The organism is Jatrophihabitans sp. sgz311053 (assembly GCF_056135305.1).
The window spans coordinates 1,755,741-1,773,143 of sequence record NZ_JBWAXP010000001.1 but is presented as its reverse complement, the minus strand read 5'-3'; the positions used below and the strand labels follow the sequence as shown (position 1 = coordinate 1,773,143).

General features: G+C 74.7%; 15 protein-coding genes. 10 read left to right on the top strand and 5 right to left on the bottom strand.

Annotated features, from left to right (window positions below; translation table 11 throughout):
• The first annotated feature begins 8 nt into the window (after window positions 1-8).
• Genes AC0NZQ_RS07865 through cobS form a run of 6 tightly spaced genes read left to right on the top strand, consistent with a single transcriptional unit; the run spans window position 9 to window position 6,974 of the window.
• Window positions 9-1,970 (top strand): VWA domain-containing protein, encoded by a 1,962-nt coding sequence (locus tag AC0NZQ_RS07865; protein ID WP_474529441.1) that lies wholly within the window; start codon window positions 9-11, stop codon window positions 1,968-1,970.
• A complete protein-coding gene (gene cobO, locus AC0NZQ_RS07860) occupies window positions 1,970-2,581 on the top strand; it encodes a cob(I)yrinic acid a,c-diamide adenosyltransferase (RefSeq protein ID WP_474529143.1) in 612 nt (203 codons plus the stop codon). The genes AC0NZQ_RS07865 and cobO overlap by 1 nt, the downstream gene beginning before the upstream one ends.
• Before the next feature lie 4 nt (window positions 2,582-2,585).
• A complete protein-coding gene (locus AC0NZQ_RS07855) occupies window positions 2,586-3,968 on the top strand; it encodes a cobyrinate a,c-diamide synthase (protein WP_474529142.1) in 1,383 nt (460 codons plus the stop codon).
• Window positions 3,965-4,981: an Rv2231c family pyridoxal phosphate-dependent protein CobC gene (cobC, locus tag AC0NZQ_RS07850; protein ID WP_474529141.1), complete on the top strand. Its 1,017-nt coding sequence runs from the start codon at window positions 3,965-3,967 to the stop codon at window positions 4,979-4,981. Before AC0NZQ_RS07855 ends, cobC begins: the two co-directional genes overlap by 4 nt.
• Window positions 4,978-6,219: a uroporphyrinogen-III C-methyltransferase gene (cobA, locus tag AC0NZQ_RS07845; RefSeq protein ID WP_474529140.1), complete on the top strand. Its 1,242-nt coding sequence runs from the start codon at window positions 4,978-4,980 to the stop codon at window positions 6,217-6,219. Before cobC ends, cobA begins: the two co-directional genes overlap by 4 nt.
• Window positions 6,219-6,974 (top strand): adenosylcobinamide-GDP ribazoletransferase, encoded by a 756-nt coding sequence (cobS, locus tag AC0NZQ_RS07840; protein ID WP_474529139.1) that lies wholly within the window; start codon window positions 6,219-6,221, stop codon window positions 6,972-6,974. Before cobA ends, cobS begins: the two co-directional genes overlap by 1 nt.
• Here the strand turns inward: cobS and AC0NZQ_RS07835 are convergent.
• Entirely contained in the window at window positions 6,946-7,518 is a 573-nt protein-coding gene (locus AC0NZQ_RS07835; RefSeq protein WP_474529138.1) for a histidine phosphatase family protein, read from the bottom strand. The two genes, cobS and AC0NZQ_RS07835, sit on opposite strands and share 29 nt — an antisense overlap.
• Before the next feature lie 5 nt (window positions 7,519-7,523).
• Between AC0NZQ_RS07835 and bluB the strand changes: the two genes are divergently transcribed.
• Genes bluB through AC0NZQ_RS07820 form a run of 3 tightly spaced genes read left to right on the top strand, consistent with a single transcriptional unit; the run spans window position 7,524 to window position 11,622 of the window.
• Entirely contained in the window at window positions 7,524-9,224 is a 1,701-nt protein-coding gene (gene bluB / locus AC0NZQ_RS07830) for a 5,6-dimethylbenzimidazole synthase (protein WP_474529137.1), read from the top strand.
• Complete coding sequence (locus AC0NZQ_RS07825) at window positions 9,221-10,129, top strand: cobalamin biosynthesis protein (RefSeq protein WP_474529135.1); 909 nt, start codon at window positions 9,221-9,223, stop codon at window positions 10,127-10,129. The genes bluB and AC0NZQ_RS07825 overlap by 4 nt, the downstream gene beginning before the upstream one ends.
• Window positions 10,126-11,622 (top strand): cobyric acid synthase, encoded by a 1,497-nt coding sequence (locus AC0NZQ_RS07820; protein WP_474529134.1) that lies wholly within the window; start codon window positions 10,126-10,128, stop codon window positions 11,620-11,622. The genes AC0NZQ_RS07825 and AC0NZQ_RS07820 overlap by 4 nt, the downstream gene beginning before the upstream one ends.
• On the opposite strand, the gene AC0NZQ_RS07815 is transcribed toward AC0NZQ_RS07820, so the two are convergent.
• Together AC0NZQ_RS07815 and AC0NZQ_RS07810 are read right to left on the bottom strand one after the other, a co-directional pair.
• A complete protein-coding gene (locus AC0NZQ_RS07815) occupies window positions 11,571-13,151 on the bottom strand; it encodes an adenylate/guanylate cyclase domain-containing protein (RefSeq protein WP_474529133.1) in 1,581 nt (526 codons plus the stop codon). The genes AC0NZQ_RS07820 and AC0NZQ_RS07815 overlap by 52 nt on opposite strands.
• A 24-nt stretch (window positions 13,152-13,175) precedes the next feature.
• Window positions 13,176-14,183 (bottom strand): YihY/virulence factor BrkB family protein, encoded by a 1,008-nt coding sequence (locus tag AC0NZQ_RS07810; protein ID WP_474529132.1) that lies wholly within the window; start codon window positions 14,181-14,183, stop codon window positions 13,176-13,178.
• A gap of 83 nt (window positions 14,184-14,266) precedes the next feature.
• Between AC0NZQ_RS07810 and AC0NZQ_RS07805 the strand changes: the two genes are divergently transcribed.
• On the top strand, window positions 14,267-14,929 hold the full coding sequence (locus tag AC0NZQ_RS07805) for an alpha/beta fold hydrolase (RefSeq protein WP_474529131.1): 663 nt from the start codon (window positions 14,267-14,269) through the stop codon (window positions 14,927-14,929).
• Window positions 14,930-14,951: 22 nt separating this feature from the next.
• Here the strand turns inward: AC0NZQ_RS07805 and AC0NZQ_RS07800 are convergent, their stop codons facing one another.
• Together AC0NZQ_RS07800 and AC0NZQ_RS07795 are read right to left on the bottom strand one after the other, a co-directional pair.
• Entirely contained in the window at window positions 14,952-15,518 is a 567-nt protein-coding gene (locus AC0NZQ_RS07800; RefSeq protein WP_474529130.1) for a hypothetical protein, read from the bottom strand.
• Between the two features lie 28 nt (window positions 15,519-15,546).
• Window positions 15,547-17,316, bottom strand: coding sequence for an Ig-like domain repeat protein (locus AC0NZQ_RS07795; protein WP_474529128.1), 1,770 nt, complete (start codon window positions 17,314-17,316; stop codon window positions 15,547-15,549).
• Window positions 17,317-17,403: the final 87 nt, after the last annotated feature.

Below are 17,403 nucleotides of genomic sequence, written 5' to 3'. Positions count from 1 at the left end.
TCGTCGGGATGACCGACATGCGGCTGGCGCTCCTGCTCAACGCGGTCTCCCCCGCCATCGGCGGCGTCCTCGTCCGCGGTGAAAAGGGCACCGCGAAGTCGACGGCCGTCCGTGCCCTCACCGCGGTGCTGCCGCAGGTCCGGGTGGTCGACGGCTGCCGCTTCGGCTGCTCCCCCGAGGCCCCCGACCCGCAGTGCCCGGACGGTCCGCACCCGGCCGACGCCTCCGCCGCCACCCGCCCCACCCGCCTCGTCGAGCTGCCGGTCGGATCGACCGAGGACCGGCTCACCGGCTCGCTCGACATCGAGGCTGCCCTGACGCAGGGCGTCACCTCGTTCCGCCCCGGCCTGCTCGCCGCCGCGCACCGCGGCGTCCTCTACGTCGACGAGGTCAACCTGCTCCACGACCATCTCGTCGACCTGCTCCTCGACGCCGCCGCCCTCGGCACCAACTACGTCGAGCGCGACGGCGTCTCGGTGCGGCACGCGGCCCGGTTCCTCCTCGTCGGGACGATGAACCCCGAGGAGGGCGAGCTGCGGCCACAGCTGCTCGACCGCTTCGGACTCACCGTCGAGGTGGCGGCACCGCGCGAGGCAGCGCTGCGGGCCGAGGTGGTGCGGCGCCGGCTCGCCTTCGACGACGATCCCGCCGGCTTCGCCGCCCGCTTCGCCGCCGAGGAGACCGAGCTCGCCGCCCGCATCACCGTGGCTCGGTCCCGGCTGGCGGCGGTGACCCTGCCCGACGCCGAGCTCACCCGGATCGCCGACGTCTGCGCCGCCTTCGACGTGGACGGATTGCGCGCCGACATCGTCATGGCTCGCGCCGCCGCCGCGCACGCCGCCTGGTGCGGCCGGGAGAGCATCACCGCCGACGACGTCCGGGTCGCCGCCCGGCTCGCGCTGCCGCACCGGCGCCGTCGCAATCCCTTCGACGCCCCCGGCCTGGACGAGCAGCAGCTCGAGGATGCGCTGGGCGACACCGGTGACGACGGCGACGACACGCCCCCGGACGGCGGCCCGGACGGCGGTTCACCTCCACCGAGCGAGGGCCCGAACGCCCCCGACAGCAGCCCCGACGACGGTTCACGTGAACCGACAGGTACAGACCAATCCACGGCGACGACATCGCCGCCTGCGGCCTCGCCCGGTGCCGGGACCCAGCCCGCGGCGGCCCCGGCCGACACCTTCCGCACCCGGCGGCTGGAGGCACCCGGCCTCGGCCACGGGTCGGCCGGACGCCGGTCGCGTGCCGAGACCACGACCGGGCGCGTCATCGGCGCCCGACCGCCGTGCGGCCGGGTGCGCCGGCTGCACCCGCTGGCCACCCTCGCCGCCGCCGCGCCGCATCAGCACGCCCGCGGCCGGCAAGGTCCCGGCCTGCTGCTCGCCCGCGACGATCTGCGTGACAGCCGGGTGGAGGGGCGCGAGGCCAACCTGGTGCTCTTCTGCGTCGACGCCAGCGGCTCGATGGCGGCGCGCCGCCGGATGGCCGCGGTGAAGGGTGCGGTGCTCTCGCTGCTGCTCGACGCCTACCAGCGACGCGACAAGATCGGGATGATCGCCTTCCGGGGCGCCGGAGCCGAGCTGCTGCTGCCGCCGACCTCCTCGGTCGAGGCCGGGGCGGCGCGGCTGACCTCGCTGCCGACCGGGGGCCGTACCCCGCTGGAGGCAGGGCTGCTGCAGGCCCACGAGACGCTTCGCCTGGAGCGGCTGCGCGACCCGCAGCGGCGCGCCCTGCTCGTCGTCGTCACCGACGGTCGGCACACCGCCGGCGCCGACCCGGCCCGGGCTGCCGCGCTGCTGCAGCGCAGCGGGGTGGCCGCGATCGTCATCGACTGCGAGTCCGGGCCGGTGCGCCTCGGCATGGCCGGCACGCTGGCCGGACAGCTCTGCGGCGAGGTGCTGCAGCTCGGCGAACTCGTCGCGGGGAGCATCGCCGGTGCCGTCCGGGAACTCCGGCGGGCCGCCTGATGCCACAGGGAGTCCCGGCGGTCGTCCCGGACGACGGCCTCACCACCCGGCAGCGCCGCAACCGACCGCTGCTGATCGTCCACACCGGCGAGATGAAGGGGAAGTCGACCGCCGCCTTCGGTCTTGCGCTGCGCGCCTGGAACCAGGGCTGGGGCGTCGGCGTCTACCAGTTCGTCAAGAGCGCGAAGTGGCGCGTCGGCGAGGAGGCCGCCTTCGCCGCTCTCGGCCGGCTGCACGAGCAGACCGGCGAGGGTGGGCCCGTGGCGTGGCACAAGATGGGCGAGGGCTGGTCGTGGATCCAGCGCGGCCCCACCGACGATCACGAGGCCAACGCCCGCGAGGGGTGGGAGCAGATCAAGCGGGACCTCGCCGCCGAGCGCTTCGGCTGCTACGTCCTCGACGAGTTCACGTACCCGATGAAGTGGGGCTGGGTCGACGTCGCCGATGTCGTCGACGCCCTGACCCATCGGCCGGGACGGCAGCACGTGATCATCACCGGCCGGGACGCGCACCCCGACCTCGTCGCCGCCGCCGATCTCGTCGTCGAGATGACCAAGGTCAAGCACCCGATGGACGCGGGCCAGAAGGGCCAACGAGGCATCGAATGGTGAGCGCATGCTGATCGACATCCCGCGGGTCGTGATCGCGGCCCCCGCCAGCGGCCAGGGCAAGACCTCGGTGGCCACCGGATTGCTGGGCGCCTTCCGTGGCGCCGGCCTCACCGTCTCGCCGCACAAGGTCGGCCCGGACTACATCGACCCCGGCTACCACACGCTTGCCGCCGGGCGGCCGGGACGCAACCTCGACCCGTTCCTCGTCGGGGCGCACCGCATCGCCGGAATGTTCGCCCACGGTGCGCTCACCCCGACGCCGGCGCAGATCGCGGTCGTCGAGGGCGTCATGGGGCTCTTCGACGGGCAGTCGGCCAAGGGCGAGTTCGCCTCGACCGCGCACGTGGCCAAGCTGTTGGACGCGCCGGTGATCCTCGTCGTGGACGTCAGCGGCGCGGCCCGGTCGATCGCCGCGCTGGTCCACGGCTTCGCCACCTTCGACCCGGCTCTGCGCCTCGGCGGCGTCATCGCCAACCGGGTCGGCTCCCCCGCCCACGCCGCCCTGGTGCGCGAGGCGCTGGAGCCGCTGGGGATCCCGCTGCTGGGCACGATCGCCCGCCGGCCGTCGTTGGCCGTCCCGTCACGACACCTGGGGCTGGTCCCGGCCGCCGAGCGCAGCGCCGAGGCCGTCGCCGTCACCGCCGAGCTCGCCGAGGTGGTCCGCGAGGGCGTGGACCTCGAGGCCGTACTCCGGTTGGCACGCTCCGCCCCGCCGTTGCACGCCCGATCGTGGACCGACACGCCGAACAGTTCCTCATCCGGGTCCACGATCGCTCGGGTGGCCGTCGCCGCCGGCCGGGCCTTCACCTTCGGCTACGCCGAGCAGCCCGAGCAGCTGCAGGCCGCCGGGGCCGAGGTGGTGGGCTTCGACCCCCTCACCGACGAGCGCCTGCCCGACGGCGTCACCGGCCTCGTCATCGGCGGTGGTTTTCCCGAGGTGCACGCCGCGGAGCTCACCGCCAATGTGTCGCTGCGGCGCGACATCGCCACTCGCGCGGCCGCGGGGATGCCCATCGCGGCCGAATGCGCAGGTCTGCTCTATCTCGGCCGACGGCTGGACGACCACGACATGTGCGGCGTGCTCGACACCGAGGCCACCATGACCGACTCGCTCACCCTCGGCTACCGGGAGGCGACCGCAGCCACGGCCTCCGTGCTCGCCGACGCCGGCGACGTCGTGCACGGTCACGAGTTCCACCGCACCGCGCTGGTCTCGCGCGGCACCACCGAGCCGGCCTGGCACTGGTCGACGCGCACCGGCGACCCGGTGGCCGACGGCGCCGTCCGCGGCAACGTCCACGCCTCGTACCTGCACCTGAACTGGGCCGGCCGGCCGGGTACCGCCGAACGCTTCGTCGCCGCGTGCCGGCAGGTGGCGACGCCATGAGGGGGACCGACGTCGACCTGTGGCACCACGGTGATCGGGACGTGGTGCCGGGTCTGGTCGACCTCGCGGTCAACGTACGGGCGGCCGGTGCGCCCGACTGGCTCGCCGAGCGCATCCGTGCCGCCGACCTCACCGCCTACCCCGACCAGTCCGCCGCGCTCACCGCCGTCGCGCAGCGCCACGACAGGGAGCCCGGCGAGGTCCTGCTCACCGCCGGTGCGGCCGAGGCCTTCGTCCTCGTGGCCCGGGCGCTGCGACCACTGCGCGCCGTCGTCGTCCACCCGCAGTTCACCGAGCCCGAGGTCGCACTGCGGGCTGCCGGACACGATGTCGACCGGCTCGTCCTCGCCCCGCCGTTCGTCCTCGACCCCGCCGCCGTCCCGGACGACGCCGACCTCGTCGTGCTGGGGAACCCCACCAACCCCACCTCGGTGCTGCACCCCGCGGAGACGATCGCGGCGCTGCTGCGGCCGGGTCGCACCGTGCTCGTGGACGAGGCCTTCGCCGACTGCGTCCCCGGCGAGCCGGAATCGGTCGCCGACGGCGACCTGACCGGCCTCGTCGTCGTCCGCAGCCTCACCAAGACCTGGGGGCTGGCCGGACTGCGTGCCGGCTACGTCCTCGCCGCCGCCGACATGATCGACCGGCTGCGGGCCGCGCAGCCGCCGTGGCCGGTGAGCACCCCCGCCCTGCTGGCCACCGAGCTCTGCTCGCAGCCGACCGCAGTCGCCGAGGCGACCCGCTGGGCCTCGCGCCTCGCCGCGACGCGCGACGACCTGCTGCGGCGGCTCGTCGCGGTCCCCGGCGTGACCGTCACCGCGCCGGCCACCGCGTCCTTCGTGCTGCTCGACGCGGGTCTGCCCGACATCCGCGAGCGGCTGCTCGGCACCGGCTTCGCCGTTCGGCGGGGTGAGACCTTCCCCGGCCTGGGCCCGCAGTGGATCAGGGTCGCGGTGCGGGACGAGCCGGTCTCGGCCGCCTTCTGCGAGGCGCTGCGGACGGTGCTGGCGTGAGTGGCAGGGTCGTCCTCGTCGGCGGCGGCCCCGGCGACCCGGACCTCATCACCGTCCGGGGCCTGGACCGCCTGCTCGCCGCGGACGTCGTCATCGCCGACCGGCTCGCCCCGCTCGCACTGCTGGACCGCCTCGGGCCGGAGGTCCTCGTCATCGACGCCGCCCGTGGCCCGGACAGCCGGACCCTGAGCTACGACGAGATCGTCGAGCTGATGATCGAGCACGCCCGCGCCGGCCGCACCGTCGTGCGCTTCAAGGGCGGCGATCCGTTCGTCTTCGCCCACGGCGCGCAGGAGGTCGCCTCCTGCACCGCTGCCGGCATCGAGGTCGAGGTCGTCCCCGGCGTCAGCAGCGCCACCGGGGCCGCGGTGCTGGCCGGGGTGCCGCTGACCTCCACGGCCGGCGCGGTCGGCTTCACCGTCGTCTCCGGTCACCTGGCCCCGGACGACCCCGACAACCGCCTGGACTGGACGGCGCTCGGCCGGGCCGGGACCACCCTCGTCGTCCTCATGGGCATGCGCCGGCTCCGCGCGATCACCGCCCGGTTGCTGGCCGACGGCGTGGCACCCGAGGTGCGCTGCACCTGCATCGCCGACGCCAGCCTGCCGACGCAGCGGGTCGTGACCGCGCCCCTGCTCGACTTCGCCACCGCGGTCGAAAGCGCAGAGCTGCGCAATCCCGCGGTCATCGTCATCGAGTCAGGGACCGCGCCGCCGCGCAGGCACCGCGTACTCGTCCTCGGCGGCAGCCGCTCGGGGAAGTCCGCGGTGGCCGAGTCCCTCCTCGCCTCCCGCGAGAGTGTCAGCTACGTCGCCACCGCACCGCCGCGTCCCGGCGACGCCGAGTGGGATCGTCGCGTCGCCCGGCACCGGCAGCGGCGTCCCGGCAGCTGGCGCACCGTCGAGACCGGTGACCTCGCCGCCGCACTGCGCGAGCCCGGACCACTGCTGGTGGACAGCGTGACGACGTGGCTGGCGCGAGTCATGGACGAGACCGGTGTCTGGGAAGCCGACGAGCTCACAGCCGCCTTCGCCGACCGGCTCGACGCGGCTGTGGTGGCGTGGGAGCAGACGAGCGACGCCGTCCTCGTCAGCGACGAGGTCGGCTCCGGGATCGTCCCCGCCACCCGCTCCGGACGGCTCTTCCGCGACGCCCTCGGCGAGCTCAACCAGCGGCTGGCCGCCGCCGCCGACGAGGTCCTGCTGGTGACCGCCGGGATCGCCCGCCGGGTGAAGTGATGGGCATCGTGACCGCGCTGGGGCTCTTCACCGTCGTGCCGGTGCCGGCCCGCCCCACCCTCGACGCGGCCGACGCCCGCCGCGCGATGGTCTGGTTTCCCGTGGTCGGGGCCGGGCTCGGCCTGCTCGCCGGCCTGCCGCTCGTCGCGATCAACGCCCTGGCGCCGCACGCCGTCGCCGTCGGCGCCGTCCTCGCCGTCGGGCTGCTCGCCCTGCTCACGCGTGGCCTGCACCTGGACGGCCTCGCCGACACCGCCGACGGTCTCGGCAGCCGGGCACCGGCCGAGCGGGCGTTGGCGATCATGCGACAGTCCGACATCGGTCCCTTCGGCGTCGTCACGCTGATCGTGGTGCTGCTGCTGGACGTCAGCGCGCTGGCCTCGGTGCCGCACGGCAGCTGGGGCGGCTGCGCCGCGCTGGCAGTGGCCGCGATGACGGGGCGGCTGGCGGCGGTCCACGCCACCACGACCGCGCCCGCCCGCCCCGACGGCTTCGGCGCCCTGGTGCACGGCGCCGTCGACCGGACCGCCGCCGCCGTCCTCACTGTCGTCGTCCTCGCCGCCGCGGCGGTGCTGGCCGTCTCGGTCGGTGCCGCCTGGTGGTGGTGGCCGCTCTCGCAGCTCGTCGCGCTCCTCACCGCCGCAGCGCTGCGCCGTCACACCACGCGGCGCCTCGGTGGCACCACCGGCGACGTCTACGGCGCCCTCGTCGAGGTCACGACCATGATCACGCTGGTGGGGACGTGCCTGCGGTGAGGAGTGTGAACGTGCCCGGCTCGTCGAGGACGAAGACCGCGGCGGAGGCGACCTCCACCCAGGGCGCCGCCGCGGGCGCGTGCCCGCACCAGGACCCCAGCGCGAGGCGGATGGTGTCGCCGTGACTCACCAGGACAGCCGTCCGGTCGCGGTACTCGTCGAGGGCGGCGGCGACCCGCTCCGCGACCTCGCGCGCGGACTCCCCGCCGCCGAGGCGGGCCTCCGGATCGGACCAGTCGAAGTCGGCTACGGCCGCCATCCCGGCCGCGCTCGTCATGCCCTCCAGTCGCCCGGCGTGGCGTTCTCGCAGCCGGCGGTCGAGCACGACCGGAGACCCGCCCGCCACGAGCTCGGCCGTCTGCCGGGCCCGGACCTGATCGCTGCTGACGTAGACGTCGATCTGTGGCGTGCGAGCATGGATCAGCTGCCCCGCACGACCGGCCTGGGCACGGCCGGTCTCGGTCAGCGGCGGGTGCATCGTCTGCCCCTGCAGCAGTCCGTCGCGGTTCCACGTCGACTGCCCGTGCCGGACGAGATAGATCACGACCGATGAGCATTCCGCATCCGCCGCGAGCGGCGTGGCCCCGCCCCGTGCCGACCGTCGGCGACCCCACCTCGGCCGCCGAACGCGCCGGCGACCCCACCGGCTGGGCCATGCCCGGCGCGAGCCTGGACGAGGTCATCGCGGCTCGCCGCGACATCCGCCGCTTCCGTCCGGACGACGTCCCCGGCGAGCTGCTCACGGCCGTCCTCGAGGCCGGTCATCGCGCCCCGTCGGTCGGGCACTCGCAGCCCTGGCGCTTTGTGGTCGTCCGTGAGCAGGCGACCCGCGACCGCGCCGCGGCGCTGGCCGACACCGAGCGGCTGCGACAGGCAGAGGGGCTCACCCCGGAGCGCCGCGCCGGCCTGCTGGACCTGCAGCTGGAGGGCATTCGCGAAGCACCCGTCGGCATCGTCGTCGCCTGCGACCGCCGCGCCGAGGCCGGCGGCGTCCTCGGCCGCGCCACCTTCCCGGACAGCGATCTGTGGAGCTGCGCCTGCGCGATCCAGAACATGTGGCTCACCGCGCGCGGGGCCGGCCTCGGCCTGGGCTGGGTGACGCTCTTCCGCCCGGCCGACCTGGCCGGGCTGCTGCACCTGCCCGAGGGCGTCGAGACCCTCGGCTGGCTCTGCCTGGGCTGGCCGGACGAGCGGCCGCCGGCGCCGGGGCTGGAACGCCGCGGCTGGTCCCGACGCGCGCCGCTGGCCGAGGTCGTCTTCGCCGAGCGCTGGCCCGAGGCCGACGCCGCACCCCCACCGTCGCATCTGGCGCCACCGCCGGCCGCGGTCGTCGGCGCCCGTGACGGCGGCGACGACCTGCTCGCCGCCCCCGGCTCGCTCGGGCTGCTCGACGTGACCCTCGACCGCGTCCTCGCGCTGCCGGGATCGCCGCCCCGCTCCGGCACGCTCGTCCTCGCCGCGGCCGACCATCCGGTGGCGGCACTGGGCGTCTCGGCCTACCCGCCCTCGGTGACTGCCGACGTCCTCGCCGCGAGCGAGGCCGGCGAGTCGCTGGCCGCCGTCGCCGCACGGACCGCCGGCCTGCGCCTGCTCGTCCGGCGGGACCGACCGCACCAGCAACAGGGCGACCTGGTGACGGCCGACGCGCTCGCGGCCGCGGACGTGACCGCGCTGCTCACCACCGGTCGCGAACTCGGGACCCTCGCGGCGCGCGACGGCCTCGTCGCCCTCGGTGAGGTCGGCATCGGCAACACCACCGTCGCCGCCGCGCTGACCTGCGCCCTGCTCGGGATCGCAGCGGACGACGCCGGCCGTGTGGTCGGCCTCGGCGCCGGCGCCGACAGCGCCATGCTCGCCCGCAAGACGGAGGTGGTCGCCCGCGCGCTGCGGCGCAGCGGGGCACCGGCCGAGCCTCGTCAGGCACTCGCCGCGCTCGGCGGCCCCGAGTTCGCCCTCCTTGCCGGCGTCACCCTCGGCGCGGCCGCGGCGGGGGTACCGGTGGTCCTGGACGGCCTCGCCACCTCGGTGGCCGCGCTGCTGGCCGTCCGCCTGGACCCGGCCTGCCGCGCCGCGCTGGTCGCGGGTCAACGCAGCCGTGAGCGCGGCCACGGGCTGGTGCTCACCGAGCTGGGGCTCGAGCCGCTGTTGGCGCTCCGGCTCCGCGCCGGGGAGGGGGTCGGCGCCTGCCTGGCCGCCCGGCTGCTGCTCGACGGAGTGCGGCTGCGCCACGAGACGGGACGGACCCGATGAGCCTCTCGACCGGGCTGCTGCTCGGCGCCGCCGTCGACCAGCTCGTCGGCGACCCGCGGCGCGGTCACCCCGTCGCCGCCTTCGGCCGCGCCGCCGGGGCGCTGGAGCAGCGTCTCCACGCCGACAGCCGAGGCCGCGGCGTCCTCTTCACCACGCTCACCGTCGGCGCCACGGTCGCACTCGGCCGGCTGCTGCCCCGCCGCACCCTGGTCGTCGCCGCCGCCAGCTGGAGCGTGCTGGGGGGACGTTCGCTGGCCGCCGAGGGGCTGGCCGTGCGGGATCTGCTCGCCGCCGGTGACCTGCCCGCCGCCCGGCAGCGGCTCACCCACCTCGTCGGCCGTGACACCTCCGTCCTGGACGAGGCCGGGGTGAGCCGCGCGGTGGTCGAGTCGCTGGCCGAGAATGCCTGCGACGCCGTCGTCGCACCGCTGGTCTGGGGCGCGCTGGCAGGGACGCCCGGCCTGCTCGGCTACCGCGCCGTCAACACCCTGGACGCGATGGTGGGACACCGCTCGCCGCGGTACCGGAACTTCGGCTGGGCCTCGGCCCGGCTGGACGATGTCGCCAACCTGCTCCCGGCCCGGCTCACCGCCGTCCTGGTCGCCGCGACCAGCCCCGTCGTCGGGGGCTCCCCGCGCGGCGCCGTCGCCACCGCACGACGGGACGGCCGGCGCCACCCCAGCCCCAACAGCGGCGTCAGCGAGGCCGCCTTCGCCGGTGCGCTGGGGCTGCGGCTCGGCGGTCGCAATGTCTACGCCGGCACGGTGGACGACCGCCCCGTCCTCGGCGACGGCCGCTCCCCCGGGCCGGCCGACATCACCCGCACGGCCCGCCTGCTCCGCGCCGTCACCGTCGCCGCGACCCTGCTCGCCGCCGCCGCTGCCACGCGCCGGAGCGCGGCATGAGCGGCGCACTGCTCGTCGCGGGGACGACCTCGGACGCGGGCAAGAGCGTCGTCACCGCCGGGCTGTGCCGGTGGCTGGCGCGCGAGGGGGTGTCGGTGGCGCCGTTCAAGGCGCAGAACATGGCCCTCAACTCCGCGGTGACTCGCGACGGCGCCGAGATCGGGCGGGCGCAGGCGATGCAGGCGGCGGCCTGCGGCATCGAGCCCGAGGCGATCATGAATCCGGTGCTGCTGAAGCCCGGCAGCGAGACCCGCTCGCAAGTGGTGCTGCTGGGCCGGCCGATCGGCGATGTCGGCGCCATGGACTACCACCGCTTCAAGACCACGCTGCGCGACGCCGTCGCCGACTCGTTGGCGCAGCTTCGCGCAAAATACGACGTCGTCATCTGCGAGGGCGCCGGCAGCCCGGCCGAGATCAACCTGCGCGAGCGCGACATCACCAACATGGGGCTGGCCCGCGCCGCGGACCTGCCGGTGATCGTGGTGGGCGACATCGACCGCGGTGGCGTCTTCGCCGCCCTCTTCGGGACGCTCGCCGTCCTGGACCCCGACGACCAGCGGCACATCGCGGGCTTCGTGATCAACAAGTTCCGCGGCGACCAGCGGCTGCTCGACCCCGGCCTGGCGCAGCTGCAGGCGCTTACCGGCCGTCCCACCTTCGGCGTGCTGCCGTGGCAGCGCGATCTCTGGCTCGACGCCGAGGACTCGCTGGACCTCGACTCGCGGCCCCGGGCCGTGCTGCCGCCGCTCGGCACCCAGACGCTGCGGATCGCGGCGATTCGCTTCCCCCGGCTCTCCAACGTCACCGACCTGGACCCGCTCGCCGCCGAGCCGGGCGTCGCGGTCACGCTGGCCACCGAGCCCGAGCAGCTGGCCGACGCCGACCTCGTCGTGCTCCCCGGCACCCGGGCCACCGTCGACGACCTGGCCTGGCTCCGCTCCGCCGGCCTCGCCACCGCGATCGTCGATCGGGCCGCCGCCGGTGGTCCGGTGCTGGGCATCTGCGGCGGGTACCAGATGCTGGCCCGCACCATCGACGACAGCGTGGAGAGCCGGGCCGGACGGGTGGCGGGGCTCGGCCTTCTCCCCTGCGACGTCCGCTTCGAGACCGCGAAGACCCTGCGCTGGTCCCACGGCAGCGCGCTCGGCGCCGAGGTCACCGGCTACGAGATCCATCACGGCCTCGTCACCGTCGACGACGACCGGCTGCCCTTCCTCGACGGCTGCCGCCGGGAGTCCGTCCGCGGCACCACCTGGCACGGCATCTTCGACAACGACGAGTTCCGCCGCCGCTTCCTGCGCGATCTCGCGCAGACGACCGGGCGGGACTTCGTCGGCGCGGCGGACGTGAACTTCGCCGCGGTGCGGCAACGGCGCTTCGACGTCCTCGCCGATCTGGTGGCCGACCATCTCGACACCGCCGCGATCCGTCGGCTGCTGGATCAGGGCGTGCCGGAAGGCCTGCCGACGGTCACCTCGACGCTGTCGGGCTGATCACGCAGCCGCACCGTCCTCGTCGTGGCGTCGCGGCCGCGCAGCAGCAGGACGCGGTCCTCCTGCCAGTGGCCCGCCTCGTCGGCGGCCACCGCCGTCAGTGACTCCGTCGTCGTGAGGACCCGACCCGGCACCTGCTTGGCCTGGTCGCAGAGCCGGGCTGCGCTGTTCACGGCGTCGCCGATGACGGTGTACTCGAAGCGGTCGGCACCGCCGATGTTGCCGGCCACCGCCTCCCCCGTCGCGACACCGATCCCGGCGTCGATCTCCGCCACCTCGACGGCGAGCCGGGCCGCGATCGCCCGCGCGGCTCGCAGCCCGGCACCGGGGTGGTCGGCGAGCTCGCCGGGCGCGCCGAAGATCGCCAGCGCCGCGTCCCCCATGAACTTGTTGACCAGCCCGTGCTCCCGGCCGACCTCCTCGACGACGATGGCGAAGTAGCGGTTGAGGGTCGCCACCACGTAGTGCGGATCATGGTGCTGCGCGAACGAGGTGGAGCCGGCGAGGTCGACGAAGAGCACCGTCACCGTCCGGGTCTCGCCACCCAGCCGACCGCGGTGGGACGTCGCAGCGGCTGCCACCTCACGCCCGACGTGTCGGCCGAACATGTCGCGGATCTCCTCCCGCTCGCGCAGCCCCGCCACCATGTCGTTGAACCCCGCCTGCAGCCGGCCCAGCTCGCTGCCGTCGAAGACGGTGACCTCGGCGTCGAGATCCCCGCGCCGGACCCGCTCGAGGGCCCGCCGCACCGTCGTCACCGGCGCCACCACCGAGCGGGAGTTGAGCCAGGTCACCAGCAGGCCGAAGACGAGCGCGGTGCCGGAGACCGAGAGCACGATGACGGCCAGACGCTGCTTGGAGATCTCGTCCGAGGCGAGCGCGACGATCCCGGCGAGCACCAGACCGACGACCGGTCCGCCGGTGCCGATGGTCCAGAAGAGCAGTTGCCGGGCCCCGACGCCGACGACCCCGCGGCGCCGCAGCGGTGGGCCGGCGAGCGCGCGGGCCGCCACCGGGCGCAGCGCGAACTCGCCGAGCAGGTAGGTGAGCCCGCTGACCACCGTCCCGCCGATGACGGTGGCGCCACTGATGCCGAGCAGCCAGGAGGGCTGCAGCACCACGGCCAGCGTGTCGAAGACGACCAGGCCGACGACCCACGTGACGGCGTGGCTCGCGGCGAGGGTCCAGGGCAGCCGCAGCGTCCGCCGTCGCTCGCGCTCGCCCGGTTCCCGCTCGTCGAGGAGCCAGCGCGTGGCCTTCAGCGCCACCCGCGTGTTCCAGGTAATCCCGCCCGCCAGAGCGAGGGCGAGGAAGGTGGGCGCGGTGATGGCCAGCGCCGTCCGGAACGCGCCGGTCAACGGCTCGGTCGGGAGTACGAAGGCGGCCAGCGCACCGGTCACCGCGGCACCGGCCAGCTGAGTCGTGACGAGCATGGCCGTGAGCAGCAGCTGCACCCGGACCCGGAGCTGCCGGGGCGACTGGTCGGCAGCTCCGAGCAGCGCGTTACCGAAGGGGCTGCGCCGGCTCACACCCGGCAGCATCCCAGAGTCGGCTCACTCCCGCAGGGTCTGCTCCCGCACCCGGGCGGCCTCCTCGACCCGCTCGCGCTCGCTGTCGTCGAGCTTCTTCGTCGACCGCAGCTCGGCGAAGGGTTCGGTCTCCGGCGGCAGCCCGGCCTGGATGACTCGCTGCCGCTGCGTCTCGGCATTGATCTCGGCGCCGAGCAGGATGGCGATGTTGGTGAGCCACAGCCACACCAGGAAGACGATCACCGTGGCCAGCGAGCCGTAGGTCTTGTTGTACGACCCCGAGAACGACACGTACAGCGCGAAGAGGCCCGAGACGATCAGCCAGGTGACGACGGCGACGACGCCGCCGAGGCTCACCCAGCGGAAGCCCGGCTGCTTGACGTTGGGCGAGGCCCAGTAGAGCAGGCTGAACATGACGCTGACGATGACGAGCAGGATGGGCCACTTGGCGATGTCCCACGCGAGCACGCCGGCGTCCCCGACGCCGAGCGCGCCGCCCACCTTCTCCGCGATCGGCCCGGTGACCACCACGAGGACGGCACTGATCACGAGCAGCACCACCATCGCCAGGGTCAGCGCCAATCGCAGCGGGGCCGTGCGCCAGATGGGGCGCCCCTCGTCCACCTCGTAGATCGAGTTCGTGGCCCGCATGAAGGCGGCGATGTAGCCCGAGGCCGACCAGAGCGCGACCAGCAGACCGATGATGGCGGCGAGGCTCGCGGTGCCGGCCTTGCCCTGCACCTGCTCGATGATCGTCCGCAGGAAGTCACCCACCGAGCTCGGGGCGAGGCTGTCGATGTTCTTCAGCAGCGAATTCGTGGTGTCGCGCCCGAGCAGCCCCAGCACCGAGACCAGGACCAGCAGGCCCGGGAAGAGCGCCAGCACGCCGAAGTAGGTGAGGGCGGCTGCCCGGTCGGTGACGTCGTCGTGCTTGAACTGGCCGACGGCCCGCTTGATCGTGGCCTTCCAGCCCGGCTCCGGGATGTCGCGGGGCGACTCCGGCACGCCGGCAGGATCGGTGTGTCTGCTCATGCCTGCCGAGCTACCCCGGCGACGAGCGGGTAAACAGTCACTCGCCGGAGAACGCAACCGACCCGCCGGGTATGCGAACCGGCATGGACGTCCAGTCACGCCTGCTGCCCGTCGGCCGCCATCGCTTCTCCGCCGACAGCCCCCCGGCCGGTGTGGTGCTCGTGCTCCACGGCGGCGGCGCCCGTCGAGACCGGATGCGTGTCAGCCCCACCCAGCTGTCGGTGCTGCGGATGATCCCGATCGCGCGGCGCCTGGCCCGGACTGGGCGGGGTCGGCTCGCCGTCTTCCGGCTGCTGAACTCCGCGCGCGGCTGGGACGTCTCGCACACGCCGGTCGACGACCTGGACTGGGCCCTCGGCGAGGTGGCGGCCCGGTTCGACGACGACGTCCCGGTGGTGACGGTGGGGCACTCGCTCGGGGGCCGCGCCGCACTGCGGGGTGCGGGACGGGCTGCGATCCGCTGTGCCGTGGCGCTCAACCCCTACGTCCTCGATCAGGACGCCGCCGTGGATGCCGCCGGGCATGCGGTCGTCATCGCACACGGCACCGCGGACCGGATCGCGAGCATCCAGCGATCGCGCCTGGTCGCCGACCGGCTGGCCCGGACCACCGCGGTCTCCTTCACCGAGATCGTGGGCGGCAAGCACGCCATGCTCCGGCACGCGCGCGCCTTCCACCGGGTGGCCGTCGACGCCGTCACCGCACAGCTGCTCGACAACACGCCCGCCACTGAGCCGACCCGCTGAGCCGACCCGCTGAGCCCGCCCGTCAGCCGTGGCCGGGGCGGGCCCGGCGGCGCGCCCACGCCGTGAGGACGGCGCCGCCGACGAGGCCGGCCAGACCGATCCCGATCAGGGTCGAGGTGTCGACGCCGGTGCTCGCCGTGCCGCCGGTCGCCGTCCCCGTCGCAGCCGGCGCTCCGGAGACCCGCCCGGGCGGCACGCTCGCCTCGGGGAGGACGGTCGGCGGCGGCAGCACGGCGAAGTCGATGCTGACCACCCGGGGCAGCCGCACCACGAGGGGTCGCGCCACGACGCGACCGCCGTCGGGGGCAGGACCGACGAGCACCACCCGATAGCTCCCCGGCGTGCGCGGCGCGACGACGGTGACGCGGACGACGCCACGGCGGTCGGCACGCCCGGCTGGTGCCGGCGGTCGGTCGGGCAGGCGCAGCTCCACGGCCGCGCCCGGCGCGAAGCCGCCGCCGACGGCGACAGCCGGCTGACCACCCGAGACCGGTGTCGGGGACGAGACCGCGACGGCGGCGGTGGCGCCCACGGCGGTGGCCGAGAAGGCCACCGAACCGAGGGCGGTCACCAGCCACCGCCGCGTCATGACGTCTCGCTCCGGACGGGGCTGCGCCTCAGCGGGCGCGCGCCGTCACCGTCGCCGAGGTGCCGGCTGCCAGGGTGCTGGTCGCCGCCGCGAGCACGCGGAAGCTGTAGCTCCCCACCCTGCTCAGGGTGCGGGTGAAGACGTAGCCGAGCGTGGTCCGGCGGTTCGGCAGCTTCTGCGTGGCCAACGCCGGGGTGCCGACGGTCCGCCACGAGCGGCCGTTGAGCTGCTGGACGGTGACCCGCTGGCCCTTGGCGCCGGCGGTGACGGTGCCGTACACCCGGACCACCGCCTTCGCCCCGTGCTTCACGCTGGTGGGCGTGACCGCGGCCGCGACCACACGGCTCACCGAGACCGAGCGCACCGCGCTGGTGGCGGCCTTGACCGCGGCCGAACCGGCGTAGCGCCACTGGAACTGCGCGTTGCCGGTGAGCGTCACCCGCGCCGAGACAGCACCCTTGCTCGACGTGGTCGCCTTGGCCACCGCGGCGAACGACGAACCCGGCAGCGAGCGGCGGAAAAGGGTGAGTGGCTGGTTGCCGAGGGTGGCCTTGGTCCGCGCGTTGCTCAGCGTGGCGGTGACCGTGGCGACCGTGCCGTACTTCGCGCTGCCGGGCAGACCGCTGATCGTCACGACGGCGCCGTCCGCGACCGGCGTGACCGTCTGCGACGGGTCGCTGGCGGCGCCGGTCCCTACTGCCGTGCCGGCGAGGACCCGGAAGCGATAGCCGGTGCCGTTGACCAGTCGCGACACCGTCGCGCTGCGGGCCGACCCCGAGGTGCTCGCGGCCGCGGTCCAGGTGGCGCCGTCGGTCGAGGACTGCACCTGGTAGGAGGTGATGGCCGATCCGCCGTCGCTGGCGGGGGCGGTCCAGGTGACGGTGGCCGACTGGTTGCCCGCTGTCGCGGCGACGGCGCTCGGGGCGCCGGGGAGGTCGGCGACGACGTAGCTCTGCGCATCGGAGACCGACCCCGCGAGATCACCGGAGGTCGGCACGAACTGGGCGGTGATGCTGTGCGAGCCCTTGGCCAGCGCCGAGGTGGTGTACTGCGCCGTGCCGCCGGAGACGGCGACCGGCGAACCCAGCGCGGTGCCGCCGTCGGCGAACTGGACACTGCCCGCGGCGTCGGCGGGGCTCACCGTGGCGGTGAAGGTCACGGCCGAGCCGGTGACCTGAGCGCCGGCGGGCGAGGCGGCCAGCGACACCGAGGTCGCGCTGCTCACCACGGCGGGATAGAGCTGGCTCCAGGTACCGGCGGTGGCGTCGTAGCTGATGTCGGTCGACCAGAAGGAGGTCTCCGCACCGACACCCGGGCCGGTGTCGTAGACACGGACCTGCACCGTGTTCGCGTAGCCGGCGGTGCCGTCGGTCTCCACGCTGCCCAGTAGCGCCTTGAGGTTGGCCTCGGCGGCGTTGGCGAAGGCGACGGGACGCTGCCCGAAGCTGTTCAGCGGCGCGGGGTTGGATGACTTGGGGAAGGTGGCCGCCGTCGAGCGGGCCGAGCTGAACCATTCGCTGGTGTCGGGCTGCTTCGAGTTCGGGAAGGCGAAGTAGAGCGTCGCCTTGGTCGTGGCGCGATCGGTCGCGGTGGCGGCCGCGGCGTAGTCGAAGAGGTGGCTGAGGTCGTTGCCGCCGGTGACCTGCTTGCCGGTGGTGTCGTAGAACGACAGCGACCCGTGCGAGTTGGCATCCGGCTCCCAGGCCGGAGTCGTCGCGGCGGCGGCGGGGGTCGCGAACGACAACCCCGCCAGGACGAGGGCAGCCGGCACGAGCCGGGCCACGAGGCGGTACGTCATGTCGGGGCGGGTCCTTCACTGAGCCGAGGGAGTACGGACGTGCTGATGGCGACCACGCTCGCCGCTGTCGCCGACGCGGGCCACGCC